21 protein-coding genes are annotated in these 15,368 nt (G+C 60.5%); 20 read left to right on the top strand and 1 reads right to left on the bottom strand.

Features of this window, described 5'->3' with window-relative positions; all coding sequences use genetic code 11:
* The first annotated feature begins 15 nt into the window (after positions 1 to 15).
* From B3H64_RS07230 to xerD, 9 genes are all read left to right on the top strand, one after another.
* On the top strand, positions 16 to 270 hold the full coding sequence (locus tag B3H64_RS07230) for a TfoX/Sxy family protein (protein ID WP_286734101.1): 255 nt from the start codon (positions 16 to 18) through the stop codon (positions 268 to 270).
* 22 nt (positions 271 to 292) lie between these two features.
* Positions 293 to 1,423 carry a tRNA guanosine(34) transglycosylase Tgt gene (gene tgt / locus B3H64_RS07225; RefSeq protein WP_050618413.1) on the top strand — a complete coding sequence of 377 codons (1,131 nt, stop codon included), beginning with the start codon at positions 293 to 295 and terminating at the stop codon, positions 1,421 to 1,423.
* Positions 1,424 to 1,551: 128 nt separating this feature from the next.
* Positions 1,552 to 1,833: a preprotein translocase subunit YajC gene (gene yajC, locus B3H64_RS07220; protein ID WP_050618412.1), complete on the top strand. Its 282-nt coding sequence runs from the start codon at positions 1,552 to 1,554 to the stop codon at positions 1,831 to 1,833.
* Positions 1,834 to 1,911: 78 nt separating this feature from the next.
* A complete protein-coding gene (locus B3H64_RS07215; RefSeq protein ID WP_238074444.1) occupies positions 1,912 to 2,328 on the top strand; it encodes a TIGR04086 family membrane protein in 417 nt (138 codons plus the stop codon).
* Positions 2,329 to 2,392: 64 nt separating this feature from the next.
* Positions 2,393 to 2,536 carry a six-cysteine ranthipeptide SCIFF gene (gene scfA / locus B3H64_RS07210; protein WP_094762430.1) on the top strand — a complete coding sequence of 48 codons (144 nt, stop codon included), beginning with the start codon at positions 2,393 to 2,395 and terminating at the stop codon, positions 2,534 to 2,536.
* Between the two features lie 65 nt (positions 2,537 to 2,601).
* The gene (gene scfB / locus B3H64_RS07205; RefSeq protein WP_238074443.1) at positions 2,602 to 3,960 is read left to right on the top strand and encodes a thioether cross-link-forming SCIFF peptide maturase; all 1,359 of its coding nucleotides are present in this window, start codon (positions 2,602 to 2,604) and stop codon (positions 3,958 to 3,960) included.
* A gap of 297 nt (positions 3,961 to 4,257) precedes the next feature.
* On the top strand, positions 4,258 to 5,058 hold the full coding sequence (proC, locus tag B3H64_RS07200) for a pyrroline-5-carboxylate reductase (RefSeq protein WP_286734091.1): 801 nt from the start codon (positions 4,258 to 4,260) through the stop codon (positions 5,056 to 5,058).
* A gap of 46 nt (positions 5,059 to 5,104) precedes the next feature.
* Positions 5,105 to 5,734 carry a hypothetical protein gene (locus B3H64_RS07195; RefSeq protein WP_286734089.1) on the top strand — a complete coding sequence of 210 codons (630 nt, stop codon included), beginning with the start codon at positions 5,105 to 5,107 and terminating at the stop codon, positions 5,732 to 5,734.
* A gap of 25 nt (positions 5,735 to 5,759) precedes the next feature.
* Positions 5,760 to 6,638, top strand: a complete 879-nt coding sequence (gene xerD, locus B3H64_RS07190) for a site-specific tyrosine recombinase XerD (protein ID WP_286734087.1) — start codon at positions 5,760 to 5,762, stop codon at positions 6,636 to 6,638.
* Positions 6,639 to 6,682: 44 nt separating this feature from the next.
* Here xerD and B3H64_RS07185 read toward each other — a convergent pair whose 3' ends face one another.
* Positions 6,683 to 7,501 (bottom strand): EFR1 family ferrodoxin, encoded by an 819-nt coding sequence (locus tag B3H64_RS07185; RefSeq protein WP_286734085.1) that lies wholly within the window; start codon positions 7,499 to 7,501, stop codon positions 6,683 to 6,685.
* A 217-nt stretch (positions 7,502 to 7,718) separates the two neighbouring features.
* Here B3H64_RS07185 and ruvC point away from each other — a divergent pair, with 217 nt between their 5' ends.
* The 11 genes from ruvC (at position 7,719) to B3H64_RS07130 (ending at position 15,332) form a co-directional block, all read left to right on the top strand.
* A complete protein-coding gene (gene ruvC, locus B3H64_RS07180; RefSeq protein WP_050618405.1) occupies positions 7,719 to 8,252 on the top strand; it encodes a crossover junction endodeoxyribonuclease RuvC in 534 nt (177 codons plus the stop codon).
* An 11-nt stretch (positions 8,253 to 8,263) separates the two neighbouring features.
* On the top strand, positions 8,264 to 8,866 hold the full coding sequence (ruvA, locus tag B3H64_RS07175; RefSeq protein ID WP_050618404.1) for a Holliday junction branch migration protein RuvA: 603 nt from the start codon (positions 8,264 to 8,266) through the stop codon (positions 8,864 to 8,866).
* 42 nt (positions 8,867 to 8,908) lie between these two features.
* Positions 8,909 to 9,958, top strand: coding sequence for a Holliday junction branch migration DNA helicase RuvB (gene ruvB / locus B3H64_RS07170; RefSeq protein ID WP_094762428.1), 1,050 nt, complete (start codon positions 8,909 to 8,911; stop codon positions 9,956 to 9,958).
* Positions 9,959 to 9,980: 22 nt separating this feature from the next.
* Positions 9,981 to 11,336, top strand: a complete 1,356-nt coding sequence (glmM, locus tag B3H64_RS07165) for a phosphoglucosamine mutase (RefSeq protein WP_286734079.1) — start codon at positions 9,981 to 9,983, stop codon at positions 11,334 to 11,336.
* 83 nt (positions 11,337 to 11,419) lie between these two features.
* Positions 11,420 to 12,055: a sigma-70 family RNA polymerase sigma factor gene (locus tag B3H64_RS07160; protein ID WP_286734076.1), complete on the top strand. Its 636-nt coding sequence runs from the start codon at positions 11,420 to 11,422 to the stop codon at positions 12,053 to 12,055.
* A gap of 73 nt (positions 12,056 to 12,128) precedes the next feature.
* A complete protein-coding gene (locus tag B3H64_RS07155; protein WP_050618401.1) occupies positions 12,129 to 12,407 on the top strand; it encodes a zinc-ribbon domain containing protein in 279 nt (92 codons plus the stop codon).
* A gap of 139 nt (positions 12,408 to 12,546) precedes the next feature.
* Positions 12,547 to 12,753 carry a DUF1858 domain-containing protein gene (locus tag B3H64_RS07150; RefSeq protein WP_050618400.1) on the top strand — a complete coding sequence of 69 codons (207 nt, stop codon included), beginning with the start codon at positions 12,547 to 12,549 and terminating at the stop codon, positions 12,751 to 12,753.
* Positions 12,754 to 12,822: 69 nt separating this feature from the next.
* Entirely contained in the window at positions 12,823 to 12,984 is a 162-nt protein-coding gene (locus B3H64_RS12065) for a hypothetical protein (RefSeq protein WP_414653479.1), read from the top strand.
* A gap of 30 nt (positions 12,985 to 13,014) precedes the next feature.
* On the top strand, positions 13,015 to 13,728 hold the full coding sequence (locus B3H64_RS07140) for a tRNA (adenine(22)-N(1))-methyltransferase (protein WP_256319139.1): 714 nt from the start codon (positions 13,015 to 13,017) through the stop codon (positions 13,726 to 13,728).
* Positions 13,716 to 14,516: a Nif3-like dinuclear metal center hexameric protein gene (locus B3H64_RS07135; RefSeq protein WP_286734071.1), complete on the top strand. Its 801-nt coding sequence runs from the start codon at positions 13,716 to 13,718 to the stop codon at positions 14,514 to 14,516. Before B3H64_RS07140 ends, B3H64_RS07135 begins: the two co-directional genes overlap by 13 nt.
* An 84-nt stretch (positions 14,517 to 14,600) precedes the next feature.
* Positions 14,601 to 15,332, top strand: a complete 732-nt coding sequence (locus B3H64_RS07130) for a YebC/PmpR family DNA-binding transcriptional regulator (protein WP_050618397.1) — start codon at positions 14,601 to 14,603, stop codon at positions 15,330 to 15,332.
* Positions 15,333 to 15,368 lie beyond the last annotated feature (36 nt).

Below are 15,368 nucleotides of genomic sequence, written 5' to 3'. Positions count from 1 at the left end.
AGGGAGGAGAAATCCATGAACCGATTGACGGACCTGCCCAACATCGGCCCTGTGCTTGCGGCCAATCTGCGGAAGATCGGCGTGGAGACGCCGGAACAGCTCCGTAAGCTGGGGAGCATGGAGGCTTTGCGCCGCATCCGGGTCCAGGTGGACCCCGGCGCCTGTCTGAACCAGCTTCAGGCGCTGGAGGGGGCTGTAGAGGGCATCCCCAAAAAGGAACTGGCCGCAGCGAAAAGGGAAGAGCTGAGGGCCTTCTTCCAGACTTTATAGACAAATGTAGGAGTAAACGTGCATGTTTGAAGTCATCAAAACCGAAGGCCGCGCCCGGCGGGGCGTTTTTACCTGTGCTCATGGCACGGCGCAGACCCCGGTGTTTATGAACGTAGGGACTCAGGGGGCCATCAAGGGGGCGGTCTCCGCCCATGATCTGGCGGAGATCGGCTGTCAGATCGAATTGTCCAATACCTATCACCTCCACCTCAGGCCGGGAGACGAGGTGGTACGGGACCTGGGGGGGCTCCACAGATTCATGGACTGGAAGGGGCCGATCCTGACCGACAGCGGTGGGTTTCAGGTGTTCTCCCTCTCCGGCCTGCGGAAGATCACCGAGGAGGGGGTCACCTTCGCCTCTCACATCGACGGGCGGCGCATCTTCATGGGGCCGGAGGAGTCCATGCGCATCCAGTCCCATCTGGGCTCCGATGTGGCCATGGCCTTTGACGAATGTGTGGCCAACCCGTCCACCTATGAGTATGTCAAGCCCTCCTGTGAGCGGACTTACCGCTGGCTGGTGCGCTGTAAGGAGGAGCACGAGAGGCTCAACGCCCAGCCCGGCGCGGTCAATCCGCATCAGATGCTGTTCGGCATCAACCAGGGGGGGACTTACCCCGACCTGCGCGTGTGGCATATGGACGCGATCGCCAAGCTGGACTGCGACGGCTACGCCATCGGCGGTCTGGCGGTGGGGGAGGAGACCCAGGTGATGTACGACATCATCGACGCGGTGGAGCCCCACATGCCGGCGGACAAGCCCCGCTATCTGATGGGGGTGGGCACGCCCTCCAACATCATTGAGGGCGTGGCCCGAGGGGTGGATTTCTTCGACTGCGTGATGCCGGCCCGCAACGCCAGGCACGCCAAGCTCTTCACCTGGGAGGGGGCCATGAACATCAAAAATGAGAAGTACAAGCTGGATGAGCGGCCCATCGACCCCAACTGCGGCTGTCCCGCCTGCCGCTCTTTCTCCCGGGCCTATCTCCGCCACCTGTTCGTGGCAGGAGAGATGCTGGCCATGCGCCTGGCCGTCCTGCATAACCTCTGGTTCTACAACGAGTTGACCGCCCGCATCCGTCAGGCGCTGGATCAGGGGTGCTTCCAGGCGTTTCGGCACATGTACTCCCAGAAACTGGATGGACGGATTTGAAACGGGGGCAAAAAGGCGCAAAATTTTGAAAAAGGCTTGTCAATTATGACCGCAACCTGTATAATATACTGCAATGCCGTGTACCGGCCGGCACAAACGACACGCTAAAATCACTGGAGGGAATTACTTTGGAGCAGTTCGGAACCATTGGTATGATTGTAGTGATGCTGGTCATCTTCTACTTCATGCTCATTCGCCCGGAGAACAAGAAGAAAAAACAGCTCAACGAGATGCGCAACTCCCTGAAGGTAGGGGATGAAATCACCACCATCGGCGGCATCCTCGGCACGATCTGCGCCGTAAAGGATGAGAGCATCGTCATCGAGACCGGCGCGGACCGTGTACGGATGGAGTTCGCCAAGTGGGCCATTTCCACCAAGGGCGCCCAGACCACTGAAGAGACGAAGTAACATTCCTTTCGAACAAAATAGCATGACAAGCACCCTCCCCGCATAGGCTGTACAAAGCTGTTGCGAGGAGGGTGTTTTATGCGCAAGACGGAAGAGGATCAGGGGACGCGGCTGGTCCGGGCCATGACCAATATTCTGCTGGGCGGCGTCGTCGCGCTGGCGGTCTGCCTCATGTTCCTGTTCCTGTGCTCGATCGGAATCTCAGGCGGCTGGCTTCAGGAGGGGCTGATGTACCAGATGGCGGTGGTGAGCTGCGTGATCGGCGGCTTTGCCGGTGCGATGACTGCGGTGCGGCGCTGTGGCTCCCGGGCCCTGATCGTGGGCCTGGCGGTCGGAGCGGTGTTCTTCCTGCTGCTGCTCACCGTGGGCGTCCTGCTGTTTGAGAGCATGTCCTTGGAGGCGGGCGGACTGGGTCTGCTGTGCGGGGGATTGTGCGGCGGCGCGGCGGCCGGACTGATGGGCTCCAAGCCAAAAAAGAAGCGGAGAAAAAAATAAGATTGAAAAACATGGGATGCTGTGCTATAATTCACCCAAATGCTACATATAGGGGGGAGATACCATGACCCATATCAAAACGCTCAACGGCGCCACGCTGAAGCAGAGCGCTGCCCACGGCGGCTGCGGCGAGTGCCAGACCTCTTGTCAGTCTGCCTGCAAGACCTCCTGCACCGTTGCCAACCAGAAGTGCGAGAACAACCAGTAAGATTCTGAGACGATTGGAAAGGGTGGGGGTCCCCACCCTTTTTCCATGCCCGAAAGGAAAGAAAGATGGTACATACATTTGAAGCCCTCGGCGTCAAACTCGCCGTGGACGTAAACAGCGGGGCCGTCCATGTACTGGACGACCTGACCTACCGCCTGCTGCCCCTGGTGGAGCCCCCCATGGCAGAGCACTGTCCGCCGGAGCTCCTGGCCCGGCTACCCGAATACCGCACAGAGGCGGTGGAGGAGGGATGGCAGGACCTGCGGGAGCTGGCCGGGAACGGGCTGCTCTTTGTGGAGGACGACTATGTGGACCCCGCGGCGGCCACCGCCCTGCAGCAGTCCGCCCCCATCAAGGCCCTTTGCCTCCACGTCTCCCACGACTGCAACCTGCGCTGCCAGTATTGTTTTGCGTCCACCGGCGACTTCGGTACCGGTCGGAAGATCATGGACATTGAGACCGCAAAACGGGCCATTGATTTTGTCATCCAGCGCTCCGGCAGCCGCCGGAATATTGAGGTGGACTTCTTCGGCGGCGAGCCGCTGATGGCGATGGATACCGTCAAGGCCACAGTAGCCTATGCACGCTCCATTGAGAAAAAGGCCGGTAAGTGTTTCCGCTTTACGATTACCACCAACGGAGTCCTGCTGGACGATGAGAACATCGACTACATCAACCGGGAGATGTCCAACGCCGTCCTTTCGCTGGACGGGCGACCCCAGGTCAACGACCGCATGCGCAAGACGGTCAACGGGAAGGGGAGCTATGAGGTTATTGTTCCCAAGTTCCAAAAGCTGGTGGCGGGCCGCGGAACCAAGGACTACTACCTGCGGGGCACCTTTACCCACTATAATCTGGACTTTGCCGAGGATGTCATGCATATGGCCGACCTGGGCTTCCGCAACGTCTCTGTGGAGCCGGTAGTGGGGGAGGAGACCTGCGGCTATGCGCTGAAGGATGAGGATCTGCCGGTGGTTCTGGAGCAGTATGAGAAGCTGGCGGAGAAGCTGAAGGACCGGGCCGACGTGAACTTCTTCCACTTCAATGTGGACCTGGCCCAGGGCCCCTGCGTCATCAAACGGCTGCGTGGCTGCGGGGCGGGCTGCGAGTACGTGGCCGTCACGCCGGAAGGGGACATCTACCCCTGCCACCAGTTTGTGGGCAATCCCGCGTACAAAATCGGAAGCCTGTCCGACGGCAGCTTCGATATGGAGCTGTCCCATCGGTTCTCCTGCCTGAACATCTACACCAGGGAGGAGTGCCGGGACTGCTGGGCCCGCTTTTATTGCAGCGGCGGATGCAGCGCCTCTAATCTGCTCGTAAATGGAGACATAAAAAAGCCCAACCATGTGGGGTGCGAGATGGAGCGCAAACGGCTGGAGTGCGCCATTGCGTTGAAGGCCCTGGCAGCCGGTATGGGCTGATAGCTTATACAAAATGTAATTATACAGAGAGTATACCACGGCCCGCGGCGGCTATCCTGCGGGAAATAGCAAAATCTTGCGGTTGCAAATGCTGAAAGCACTATATTTAGATAAGGAGCTGGGCGGTGCGCGATACACCGCCCAGCTCCTTATCCTTGCGATTTACATAATTCAGTATACATAATGCATTGACATAATACACAAAAATGATAAAATCCCCTGGAAGCCATTGCATATTGCAGTAGCTTCGATTATAGTATTTACACCATTTGAGAAAAAGAAAGAGGAATACTTGCCATGGACGAGCTGATTTTGGGCTTTATCGGGGCTGGAAATATGAATTCCGCCATATTGAACGGGGTGCTGTCCCAGGGCCTGGTCGCGCCCGGACAGGTCTGGCTCTCCAATCGCAGTGAAGGCAAGCTGGCCTCTTTTCAGGAACGGGGCGTCCATACGACCACCGACAACCGCCGGGTGGCGGAGCAGGCCAGCGTGATCGTGCTGGGCGTCAAGCCCCAAATGTTTGGGGATGTGCTTCCCGGACTGGGCGGTGTGACGGCTGGCAGGTGTGTGGTATCCATCGCGGCGGGCGTTTCCACCGCCTACCTGCGGGAAATGCTGCCCGGCGCCCACGTGGTGCGTGCAATGCCCAACACGCCGCTGATGGTGGGAGTGGGCGCCACGGCGGTGGCGGAAGCGCCGGACGTACCGCCTGCGCTTTTTCAGACGGTGCTGAAGCTCTTTTCCGCGGCTGGCGAGGTGGTGGTGATCCCCGAGGGGCAGATGGACGATATCATCAACGTGAACGGCTCTTCTCCCGCCTGGTTTTTCCGCATGGCCGAGGTCATGGTCCAGCGGGCGGTCTCGGTGGGGATCGACGCCGGTACTGCCCTGCGATTGACGGCCAAGACCATGGAGGGGTGCGCCAAGCTGCTGCAGGAGAGCGGAAAAACTCCGGGGGAGCTGCGCAGACAGGTCTGCTCGCCCGGCGGAACGACGCTGGCCTCTCTTTCGGCCTTCGATGAGATGAACTACGAGGGTCTCATGCTGGAGGCCATGCGCCGCTGCACCCAGCGATCCAGGGAGCTGGGCCGGTAATAATCCCAACGCTTGTCTCATAGGCTGTCAGAGAGAGGTGACGGCCATGGGAGTGAGAAAGCGTATCGTGAGGATATGGGATGTACCGGCAGGCGGCATATTGCCCGCTTTGGTGGTCGTGTCCGCCGCCTTTGCTTTGGGCGGTGTACTGGGCTGCGGGCTGGCCGCTCAGGTAGGCGGCGGCGGAGGCGATATGCTGCGCGCCTATGTAACGGGGTATCTGACCGCCGCCCGGGCCGGTGAGGCGGCGCCGCCTCATATGTTATCCGTGGTCTGGAGCACCATACGCTGGCCGGTCTTTGCGGTTTTGATGGGCTTTACGGGGCTGGGGCTGCTGGGCATCCCAGTGCTGTTTTCCATACGGGGCTTTCTGCTATCCTTCGCCATCACCTCCTTTGTGCGCATGTTCGGCGGCGTGGGCGGGGTGCTGGCCTTCCTCACCTTTGGCGTTACGGGGCTGGTGGCCATTCCCGTCCTGTTTGTGCTGGGGGTGCAGAGCTTGGCGGCGGCCCGGCTGCTGGCCGGGCGATTTTTGGGAGACGGCAAGCGGAGTTTGCCCTTTGGCCGGGCGTATTGGGTGCGGTGCGGCCTGTGCAGCGCCGCGCTGTGTCTCTGCGCACTGCTGGAGTATGCGGCAGTGCCCGCGCTGGTCCGGCTGGTGGCCCCGCTGTTTTGAATCCTGGAGTAGAGAAGGTATTGGCTTGGACGATCTGAAGGACTATGAGGTATTTCTTACAACCGAAAAAAAGGCTTCTGCCAATACCCTGAGCTCCTATCTGAGGGACGTTCGGCAGTTTGCGGCCTACCTGGAGCGGGAGGAACGTGCGCTGGACGACGTGACGCAGAGCGATGTGGAGCGCTACGTCAAGTACCTCGTCAGCAAGGGCAAGTCGGTCTCCACCGTCACACGCGCAGTGGCCTCCCTGAAGTCGTTTTACGCCTATATGGTCCATGCGGGCCGGCTTTCGGCCAATCCGGCCCGAAGCGTGGTCCCGGACAAGGTGCAGCGTAAGCTGCCCCAGATCCTGACCAGCAAGGAAGTGGAGCTTTTCCTGGACCAGCCGGAGTGCATTGACGCCAAGGGCTATCGGGACCATGCCATGCTGGAGCTCCTCTATGCCACGGGCATCCGGGTCACCGAGCTCATCGACCTGAATGTGGACAATCTCAACCTGTCCGGCGGGTTTCTCCGCTGTGAGGGGAGGGGGAAGGAACGGATCATCCCCCTGTATCCGGCGGCGGTCCGGGCCCTGAACGACTATCTCCGCGACGTGCGCCCGCAACTGGTGGAGGACCCGGAGGAGACCGCCCTGTTCCTCAATATGAACGGCAGGCGTATGTCCCGGCAGGGCTTTTGGAAGATCATCAAGCACTATCAGGAGAAGGCCGGCATCAAAAAGGACATTACCCCGCATACCCTGCGCCATTCCTTTGCCGCCCATCTGCTGGAAAACGGGGCGGACCTGCGTTCCATCCAGGAGATGTTGGGACATGCAGACATCTCATCCACCCAGATTTATGCCCAACTGGTCAAACAGAAGCTGAAGGACGTATACATCAAGGCCCACCCCAGGGCATGAAAAAGGCAGACGCTGCGGCGTCTGCCTTTTTGACCGTCGGATGCTCAGAAGAACAGTGCGGGCTCGGCCCGCCGGGTAAAACCCAGTTCCAGCTCTTCTTTGTGGTAGAGATAGTTGTAGCTGTCATAGTACCGGGCGTGGACCGGGCACTTTTTGACGCAGGCGCCGCACTTGATGCAGATGCCGGTATACTCCCGTACGTTTTCAGGGCTGATGGAGCCCATAGGGCAGACCTTGGCGCAGAGGCCGCAGTCATTGCACGTGTCGTGTACCTTGGGCTTGTCCTTCAGGATATTGACCGGGTTTCCGTTGCGGTCCTTGGGCACATAGTAGGGTCGGTAAGGGATTTGCCCCTCTACCGGGATGGGTATGTACTCCCCCAGGGGCTTTGACAGCTTTTCCAGGATGCCGTCGGCAAAGCGGGCGGCCCGTTCCAGGTCGGCCTGGTCGGGGCGGCCGGCCGCCAGGGTGGTGGAAAAGGAGTGCTCCCCGATGAATGCTCCGGCTGCCACCGTGCGGAAGCCATCCGCCTCCAGCAGGTCCCGGAGCTCTACCAGGCTGTCGTCGAAATTGCGGTTGCCATAGCAGACCACGGGGACGGCCAGTGCGCCGCCGCCCTCCACCGTGCGCAGGTAGTTGAGCAGTACGTTGGGGACCCGACCGGCATAGACCGGTACGCCGAAAATGACGAGATCCCCGTCTCCAAAGGCCTTGACAGCCTGACGGGCGGCGGGCAGCGTGAAGTCGAAGCGCAGGGCAGCCGTGCCGTTCCACGTGCGGGCGATATGGTCGGCGATGGCGGTTACGACTTTTTCGGTGGTGCCGGTGGCGCTGAAGTACATGGCGTGGACCTGGCGTTCCATCTCAAAACCTCCTGAATGGTTCCATTATTGAAACATATTATAGCAGAACCTGTCGTATAAAGCAATTGGAATGCATAGACTGGGGAGAGGCTTTTTGCCTTCCTGAGGCCGGAAGGAAATGCGGCCGCAGATCGGAGCATCTTGTTCCGGGTTTTTTGGTTGCGTCGGCCCGCCGGCCGTGGTACAATATCCCTTGTATGAACACTGGGAGGTATCCATGGTCATTTTAGGGATTGACCCCGGCTTTGCCATTGTGGGATTCGGGGTTTTGGAGGCAGAGCGGGGGACTACGCGCCTGATCCGGTGCGGGACCATCACCACCCCCGCCGGACAGCCTCTGCCAGCCCGACTGCTGCAAATATCCAACGATATGAGCGAATTGCTGACGGTGTTCCAGCCGGATGCCATGGCGGTGGAGGAGCTCTATTTCAACAACAACGTGACCACCGGCATCAGCGTGGCCCAGGCGCGGGGCGTCATTCTGACTGAGGCGGAGCGGCAGGCCGTGCCGATCTTTGAGTACAGCCCGTCGGAAGTCAAGCTCGCGGTGGCGGGTTATGGAAAAGCGGAAAAGCGGCAGGTTATGGAGATGACCAGACGGCTTCTGGCACTCCGCGCCGTTCCGCGGCCGGACGACGCGGCGGACGCAGTGGCCATCGCCCTGTGCCACGCCCGCTCCCGTACCTCCCGCCTGCAAAGCCCCGAAGCTGCCCGGCCGGGCAGTGGGCGCTATGAAGTACGAAAGAAATAGGAGCATCCACCATGTTTTATTATTTGAAGGGGACGGTGGCCCATATGGCCCCCTATCTGGCGGTTGTGGACTGCGGCGGGGTGGGCTACGCCTGCCGCACCACCCACAATACCCTGGCCCGGCTCAAGGTGGGGGAGAGCGCCAAGCTCTACACCCACCTCTATGTGCGGGAGGAGATCTTCGAGCTTTACGGCTTCGCCACGGAGGAGGAGAAGAACTGCTTCCTGGAACTCATCGGTGTGTCCGGCGTGGGTCCCAAGGCGGCCCTGTCCATCCTGTCCTCCACCTCGCCGGAGGGGTTGGCGATGAGCATCATCACCGGGGATGAAAAAGCCCTCACCGTGGCGCCGGGCATCGGAAAGAAGATTGCACAGCGCATCATATTGGAGCTGAAGGACAAGCTGGCCAAGGGGCAGATGACGGCGGGCGGGGAGCCCTACGGCGGTACCGGCGTGACCATCATTCCGGAGAACAAATCCACTGAGGCCGCCGCCGCCCTGGCGGTGCTGGGCTACAGCACCCAGGAGGTCTCCGTGGCCCTGAAGGGCATTGACGTGGAGAATCTCAAGCTGGAGGACGTCATCAAGCAGGCCCTGAAAAAGATGGTGAAATAGCATGCGGGCGGAACGATATCGAATCAAGAGGGGGCGGGGTGTTTGAGCATCGACTTTTCCAGCGAGGGCTTTGAGACGGAGCAGCCTCTGGTAACCACCTCGCTGCTGCGGGAGGACGAGGGGGAATACTCCCTCCGCCCCAAGACCCTGAGCGAATACATTGGCCAGAAGAAGGCCAAGGGAAACCTGGAGATCTTTATCCAGGCGGCCAAAATGCGCCATGAGCCCCTGGACCATGTGCTGCTGCACGGACCCCCGGGGCTGGGCAAGACCACCCTCAGCGGCATCATTGCCAACGAGATGGGGGTCAATATCCGCATTACCTCCGGGCCTGCCATCGAAAAGCCCGGCGACCTGGCGGCCCTGCTGACCAACCTGAATGAAAACGATATCCTCTTTGTGGACGAGATCCACCGGCTCAACCGCTCGGTGGAGGAGATCCTCTACCCGGCCATGGAGGACTACGCCATCGACATCATCATCGGCAAGGGGCCTTCGGCCAACTCCATCCGTCTGGACCTGCCAAAATTCACCCTGATCGGGGCCACCACCCGGGCGGGCCAGCTCTCCGCGCCGCTCCGGGACCGGTTCGGCGTCACCCTGCGTCTGGAGCTCTACACCCCGGAGGAGCTTTGCCTCATCGTCACCCGCTCCGCCGGTATCCTGGGTGTCCCCATCGAGGACGAGGGGGCCATGGAGATCGCCAAACGCAGCCGAGGCACGCCCCGGATCGCCAACCGGATGCTCCGGCGGGTGCGGGACTTTGCCCAGGTCAAGGCCGGCGGCGTCATCACCCGCTCTGTGGCCGACCAGGCCCTGACCGCCCTGGAGGTGGACCACCTGGGGCTGGACACCATCGACCGCCGGATGCTCCGCAGCATCATTGAGCACTACGGAGGCGGCCCCGTGGGCCTGGAGACCCTGGCCGCCACCATCAACGAGGAGGCCGTCACTCTGGAGGATGTCTACGAGCCGTATTTGATGCAGATGGGCTTCCTCACCCGCACCCCCAGAGGGCGGTGTGTCACCAAAAAAGCATACGGACATCTGGGCCTGGCCTATTTTGGCCAGGAGCAGATGGAGCTATCATGACATAGTCGGGAGCTGATGTAGAATGGGTAGACTGTTTGGCACAGACGGTATCCGCGGCGTGGTCAACGCCGGCCTGGACGCCGAGCTGGCCTATAAAGTGGGCCTCGCCGCCGCGCAGGTCCTCTCAGAAGAGAAGAAGGACGGAAGGCCGCTGTTCACCATCGGCAAAGATACGCGCATCTCCTGCGACCTGCTGAAAGGGGCGCTGATTGGGGGGCTGTGCTCCGCCGGGGCCGACGTGCTGGATCTGGGAACCATCCCTACCCCGGCAGTGGCCTGGGTGACGCTGGATGAGAAGGCCGACGCCGGCATCGTCATCTCCGCTTCGCACAATCCCTTTGAGCACAATGGCATTAAGATCTTTAACGGGCAGGGCTTCAAGCTCTCCGACGAGCTGGAGGAAAAAATTGAGGATATCATCCTGAACGGCACCAACAAGGTCCCCCGCAAGACCCACGGGGAGATCGGACGAGTCCATTATGTGGCCCCCAAGGCGTCGGAGGATTATATCGACCACCTGGTGTCCACGGTGGACTCGGATTTGGCCGGCCTGCGCATCCTGGTAGACTGCGCCAACGGCGCGGCCTCGGCTACAGCCGCCCGGCTGTTTGACCGTTTCTCCGATCTGCATACGGACGTCATCAACGCCGACCCGGACGGCGTGAACATCAACGCCGGGTGCGGCTCCACCCATCTGGAGGGCCTGGTCGCCATGGTCCAGGCGGGAGGCTATGATCTGGGCGTGGCTTTCGACGGCGACGCAGACCGTTGCCTGCTGGTCAGTGAGCGGGGCGAGACCATTGACGGCGACCAGATCATGGCGGTCTGCGGCCGCTGGCTGCAGGAGCAGGGGAAGCTCCCGGGCGGTACCGTGGTGGCCACGGTCATGTCCAACATCGGTCTGCACCGCTTTGTCCGTGAAAACGGGATGCAGGTGGTCTGTACCGACGTAGGGGACCGCAACGTACTGGAGTGCATGGTTGCCAACGGATATCGGCTGGGAGGCGAACAGTCCGGCCATATGATCTTCCTGGAGCACGCCACCACCGGCGATGGAGAACTGACGGCTCTGCAATTTCTCAGCCTGCTCCACAGCGCGGGAGTGCCCGCCTCCCGCTTGGTGGCCGACTGCAGGCAGTATCCCCAGGTGCTGGTCAATGTGGCGGTGACCGATAACGCCCAGAAGAGGTCCATTATGGCGTCCGAAGCGTTGCGGGCGGCCGTGGCGGAGCAGGAGGCGGTGTTGGGGGAGAATGGCCGTGTACTGGTGCGTCCCTCCGGCACGGAGGCACTCATACGCGTTATGGTGGAGGCCCAGAGCGAGGAAATGGCCCAAACGTCGGCGGAACTCTTGGCAAATGTCATAAAAAGGCTGTGAAATTTTTTAATTTCATAAAATAATCTGCATAAACGCTTGACATTGCACCCTATTTCGCCCTATAATACTCAAGGAGTTCAGGCATGAAATCAGTTTACACCACCCAGAATCCAACTGCAGACGAGGCGCTGTGTTCGTTGGCCGCATCAGGCGACCGCATCGCAGAGGAAGCCCTTGTGATGCGTTACAACCGCCTGGTGCGTGTTTGTGCCCGGCCCTATTTTCTGGCCGGGGGCGACAGCGAGGACCTCATCCAGGAGGGCATGGTGGGACTGCTCAACGCGATTCGGGAGTACGTCCCTGGTAAGGGAAGCTCCTTTCGCACCTATGCCGAAACCTGCATTCGAAATCGCATTCTCTCCGCCATTCGGGCGGCAGCCAGAGATAAGCATACCCCGCTCAATCACTATGTCTCTTACGAAACCCCTCTTTTAGATGGGAACACCGACAGTTATCCACTCAGCGCATCCCGGCAGCCTCAGCAGAACCCTGAGGATATGTTGATCAGCAGGGAAGAGCGACGGGAACGGCTGGGGACGCTCAAGGGGCAGTTATCCGGCTTCGAAGCACAAATTCTGGACCTCTACCTGCGCGGTTTATCCTATATGGAGATTGCGTCAGAGGTCGACCGGTCCCCGAAAGCGGTGGACAACGCTGTGCAGCGCATTCGGCGCAAGGTGGCGCAGCACCTTTCATCTGGCGATTTCAGCCAAGGCTGAACGCAATATTACAGACCCAGCACTGTCGGTTTATTCCGGACCTGGGCAAACGAGTCAAAGAGAGGGAAAAATCATGTACGAAGACAAGACTTTAGTGTGCAAGGAATGTGGCCAGGAGTTCGTGTTCACCGCTGGTGAGCAGGAGTTCTATGCCGAGCGCGGCTTCCAGAACGAGCCCCAGCGCTGCAAGTCCTGCCGTGATGCCCGCAAGCAGGCCGCCCGCGGCCCCCGCGAGTATTTCACTGCGACCTGCGCTGCCTGCGGCGGCGAGGCCAAGGTTCCCTTCGAGCCCAAGTCCGATCGGCCTGTCTACTGCAGCGAGTGCTTTGCTCGTATGCGTGAGCAGGGTTAATCCAGGAACGCAAAAAGAGGGCGCCGCATTGCGGCGTCCTCTTTTTCTGTCCAGGGAGAGAATTGACTATTGAAATATGCGGGATTATGGGGTATACTAAAGCATACCCTAATTCCTACTCATTTGGAGGTAGTTTTCAATGGCTCAGATCACCAAAGATACCATCATCGGCGACATTCTGGATATCGCCCCCGAGACGGCTCCCATTTTCCTGTCCATCGGCATGCACTGCCTGGGCTGCCCCTCCTCCCGCGGCGAGACCGTGGAGCAGGCCTGCATGGTCCACGGCGTGGACGTGAACGCTCTGCTGGAAAAGGTCAATTCCGTGCTGGCGGCTGTGAAGTAAAAACCAGAGGAAAGCGGAGCGGCGTCGCCGCTCCGCTTTTTCTTGTGCAGAAAAGAGGGACCAGCAGAAATGAGCGTATACGTAAGAGCCTATGGTGACCGGGACCCGGTCTTGGACTGCCTGCTTCAGGGGAAGCCGCTGGGCTTTCAGCCGTTGGGCGTCATCCCCGGCGGATTTCGGATGAAGGACGGCCATTACGAGGATATCTGTCCCGATTACCCTGTGCTGTGAAATGCGCGGACAGAAGGTGAGGTGAACCAAGTGAGACCGATTATGCTGACGCCGCGGCTGCTGGCCCTGTCCCGTCAGGTGCCCCGGGGCGCACGCTTTGCCGACGTGGGGACCGACCACGCCCGGCTCCCGGTCTGGCTGCTGGAGCAGGGTGTAATTGAGCAGGCGATTGCCACCGATCTGCGGGAGGGGCCCTTGCAGCGGGCGCGCCAGACGGCTGCCCGGCACGGCCTGACGGAGCGGATCTCCTTCCGGCTGGGAGACGGCCTTGCGCCGGTACGGCCGGAAGAGGCGGATGTGATTGCCATTGCCGGGATGGGCGGGGAGACCATCGCCTCTATCCTGGAGACCGCGGCCTGGACCCAGGAGGGGGAACATACCTTCCTGCTTCAGCCGATGACCTCTGTGCCGGACCTGCGGCTCTGGCTGGCGGGGCACGGCTTTTCCATCCAGCGGGAGGAACTGATCCGGGAGGGGGAGACCCTGTACCATACCATGCAGGCGCGCCCCGGCCCGATGTCGGCGCTGAGTCCGGGCGAAGCCTGGGCCGGACGGCAATACCGGGGTATGGACAGCCCCTGGAGGACAGAGTATTTGACTCTGCTGCTCAACCGTACCAGCCGCGCCCTGGAGGGGCTGCGCCGCTCCACCAAGCCGGGAGACGCGGGGCGGCTGGAGGAGCTCACCGAGCGGTACGCCGATCTGGCACGGATGAAAGAGGAGTGGGACAAATGGCAACGGTAAATGAAATCTATGCATTTGTGGATCAACTGGCTCCGTTTTCCTATCAGATGTCGTTTGACAACGCAGGCTTTCTGGTGGGCAGGGGAGGGCGGCAGGTAACGCGCATTCTAGTTTCTCTGGACATCACGGAAGAGGTGGTGCGGGAGGCGTCGGAGTGGAAGGCGGAGCTCATCGTCTCTCACCATCCCGTTATTTTTCATCCCGCCCGCTCGGTGACCGATCAGGACCCCACGGGACGCATTCTGCTGGCTCTGGCCGAGGGCGGCATCGCCGCCGTCTGCGCCCACACCAACCTGGATGCCGTGGCCGGGGGTATCAACGACGCCTTGGCCCGGGCCGTAGGCCTGACGGAAATTGAAATGCTTCAGACCAGCGGCGTGGATGAGAACGGCGCCCCCTATGGGATCGGCAGGGTAGGGGTGCTGAAAGGAAAGGCAGTTGTCACGCTGGCAGACTATGCCGCCCAGGTGAAAACGGCTTTGCAGGCTAACGGCGTGCGCTACGTGGACGCCGGACGGCCGATCCGCCGGGTGGCGGTGGGCGGCGGTGCCTGCGGCGATCTGATGGGGGACGCCCTCGCCCAGGGATGCGATACCTTTATCACCTCGGATGTAAAATATAACGGCTTCCTGGATGCCAGGGCGCTGGGGCTCAACCTGATCGACGCGGGACATTTTCCAACGGAAAACGTGATTTGCCCGGTGCTGGCGGAGCGTCTGAAACGGGCCTTTCCGGGCCTTGAAGTGCGGATTTCAGCCGTCCATGGCGAGGTTTTTTCCTATTTATAAGCGCTGTGGGGCCGTGGGGGGGTTGCCATCTGCAAAGGCTTGTGATAAAATGCTTTTGCCAATTTTCGAGAAGGGATCGATATTATGTCTGGACACTCCAAGTGGCACAATATTCAGAAAACCAAGGGCGCGGCGGACGCCAAGCGCTCTCAGATTTTCACCAAAATCGCCCGCGAGATGATCGTGGCGGTCAAGCAGGGCGGCAGCGGCGACCCCAACAACAACTCCCGGCTGGCCACCGTCGTGGCCAAGGCCAAGGCCGCCAATATGCCCAACGACAACATCAAGCGCACCATCGACAAGGCTCTGGGCTCCGGCAATGCCGACAGCTACGAGAGCGTGGTGTATGAGGGCTATGGTCCCTCCGGTGTGGCCGTCATCGTGGAGGCACTCACCGATAACCGCAACCGCACCGCTCCCGAGGTGCGCCATCTGCTGGATAAGTACGGCAAGGGGCTGGGCGCCACCGGCTGTGTCTCCTGGTCTTTTGATCAGAAGGGCGTCATCGTCATCGAAAAGGAAGATCTGGACGAGGACACCGTTATGATGGACGCGCTGGATGCCGGGGCCGACGACATGGATGCCTCCGACGACGAGTGCTTTGAAATCACCACCACCCCTGACGGCTTCGGCACCGTGCTGGCGGCGCTGGAGGAGAAAGGATACAGCTTCGTTTCCGCTAAAGTGGAGATGGTCCCTCAGAACTATGTCAAGCTGGAGAGCGAAGAGGATATCAAAAACATGGAGAAGCTCATCGACCTTCTGGAAGAGAACGAGGATGTCCAGAACGTGTACCATAACTGGGAGCAGGAATAAGCAACAGATCCGATCCATATGCGGCGGACGGTCATG

It is taken from the genome of Intestinimonas sp. UBA1698 (assembly GCF_002320075.1).
GTDB classification, from domain to species: domain Bacteria; phylum Bacillota; class Clostridia; order Oscillospirales; family Oscillospiraceae; genus Intestinimonas; species Intestinimonas massiliensis.
This window is presented reverse-complemented; position numbering and strand designations above follow the sequence as displayed.

What these genes read in the sequence shown, in the direction of transcription:
- scfA (WP_094762430.1), top strand. Translation starts at nt 2,393, where the DNA reads ATGACCCATATCAAAACGCTCAACGGCGCCACGCTGAAGCAGAGCGCT.
- B3H64_RS07195 (WP_286734089.1), top strand. Translation starts at nt 5,105, where the DNA reads ATGGGAGTGAGAAAGCGTATCGTGAGGATATGGGATGTACCGGCAGGC.
- ruvC (WP_050618405.1), top strand. Translation starts at nt 7,719, where the DNA reads ATGGTCATTTTAGGGATTGACCCCGGCTTTGCCATTGTGGGATTCGGG.
- B3H64_RS07230 (WP_286734101.1), top strand. Translation starts at nt 16, where the DNA reads ATGAACCGATTGACGGACCTGCCCAACATCGGCCCTGTGCTTGCGGCC.
- B3H64_RS07130 (WP_050618397.1), top strand. Translation starts at nt 14,601, where the DNA reads ATGTCTGGACACTCCAAGTGGCACAATATTCAGAAAACCAAGGGCGCG.
- B3H64_RS07185 (WP_286734085.1), bottom strand. Translation starts at nt 7,501, where the DNA reads ATGGAACGCCAGGTCCACGCCATGTACTTCAGCGCCACCGGCACCACC.
- B3H64_RS07215 (WP_238074444.1), top strand. Translation starts at nt 1,912, where the DNA reads ATGCGCAAGACGGAAGAGGATCAGGGGACGCGGCTGGTCCGGGCCATG.
- B3H64_RS07135 (WP_286734071.1), top strand. Translation starts at nt 13,716, where the DNA reads ATGGCAACGGTAAATGAAATCTATGCATTTGTGGATCAACTGGCTCCG.
- scfB (WP_238074443.1), top strand. Translation starts at nt 2,602, where the DNA reads ATGGTACATACATTTGAAGCCCTCGGCGTCAAACTCGCCGTGGACGTA.
- B3H64_RS07155 (WP_050618401.1), top strand. Translation starts at nt 12,129, where the DNA reads ATGTACGAAGACAAGACTTTAGTGTGCAAGGAATGTGGCCAGGAGTTC.
- B3H64_RS07150 (WP_050618400.1), top strand. Translation starts at nt 12,547, where the DNA reads ATGGCTCAGATCACCAAAGATACCATCATCGGCGACATTCTGGATATC.
- proC (WP_286734091.1), top strand. Translation starts at nt 4,258, where the DNA reads ATGGACGAGCTGATTTTGGGCTTTATCGGGGCTGGAAATATGAATTCC.
- B3H64_RS12065 (WP_414653479.1), top strand. Translation starts at nt 12,823, where the DNA reads ATGAGCGTATACGTAAGAGCCTATGGTGACCGGGACCCGGTCTTGGAC.
- B3H64_RS07160 (WP_286734076.1), top strand. Translation starts at nt 11,420, where the DNA reads ATGAAATCAGTTTACACCACCCAGAATCCAACTGCAGACGAGGCGCTG.
- ruvA (WP_050618404.1), top strand. Translation starts at nt 8,264, where the DNA reads ATGTTTTATTATTTGAAGGGGACGGTGGCCCATATGGCCCCCTATCTG.
- tgt (WP_050618413.1), top strand. Translation starts at nt 293, where the DNA reads ATGTTTGAAGTCATCAAAACCGAAGGCCGCGCCCGGCGGGGCGTTTTT.
- glmM (WP_286734079.1), top strand. Translation starts at nt 9,981, where the DNA reads ATGGGTAGACTGTTTGGCACAGACGGTATCCGCGGCGTGGTCAACGCC.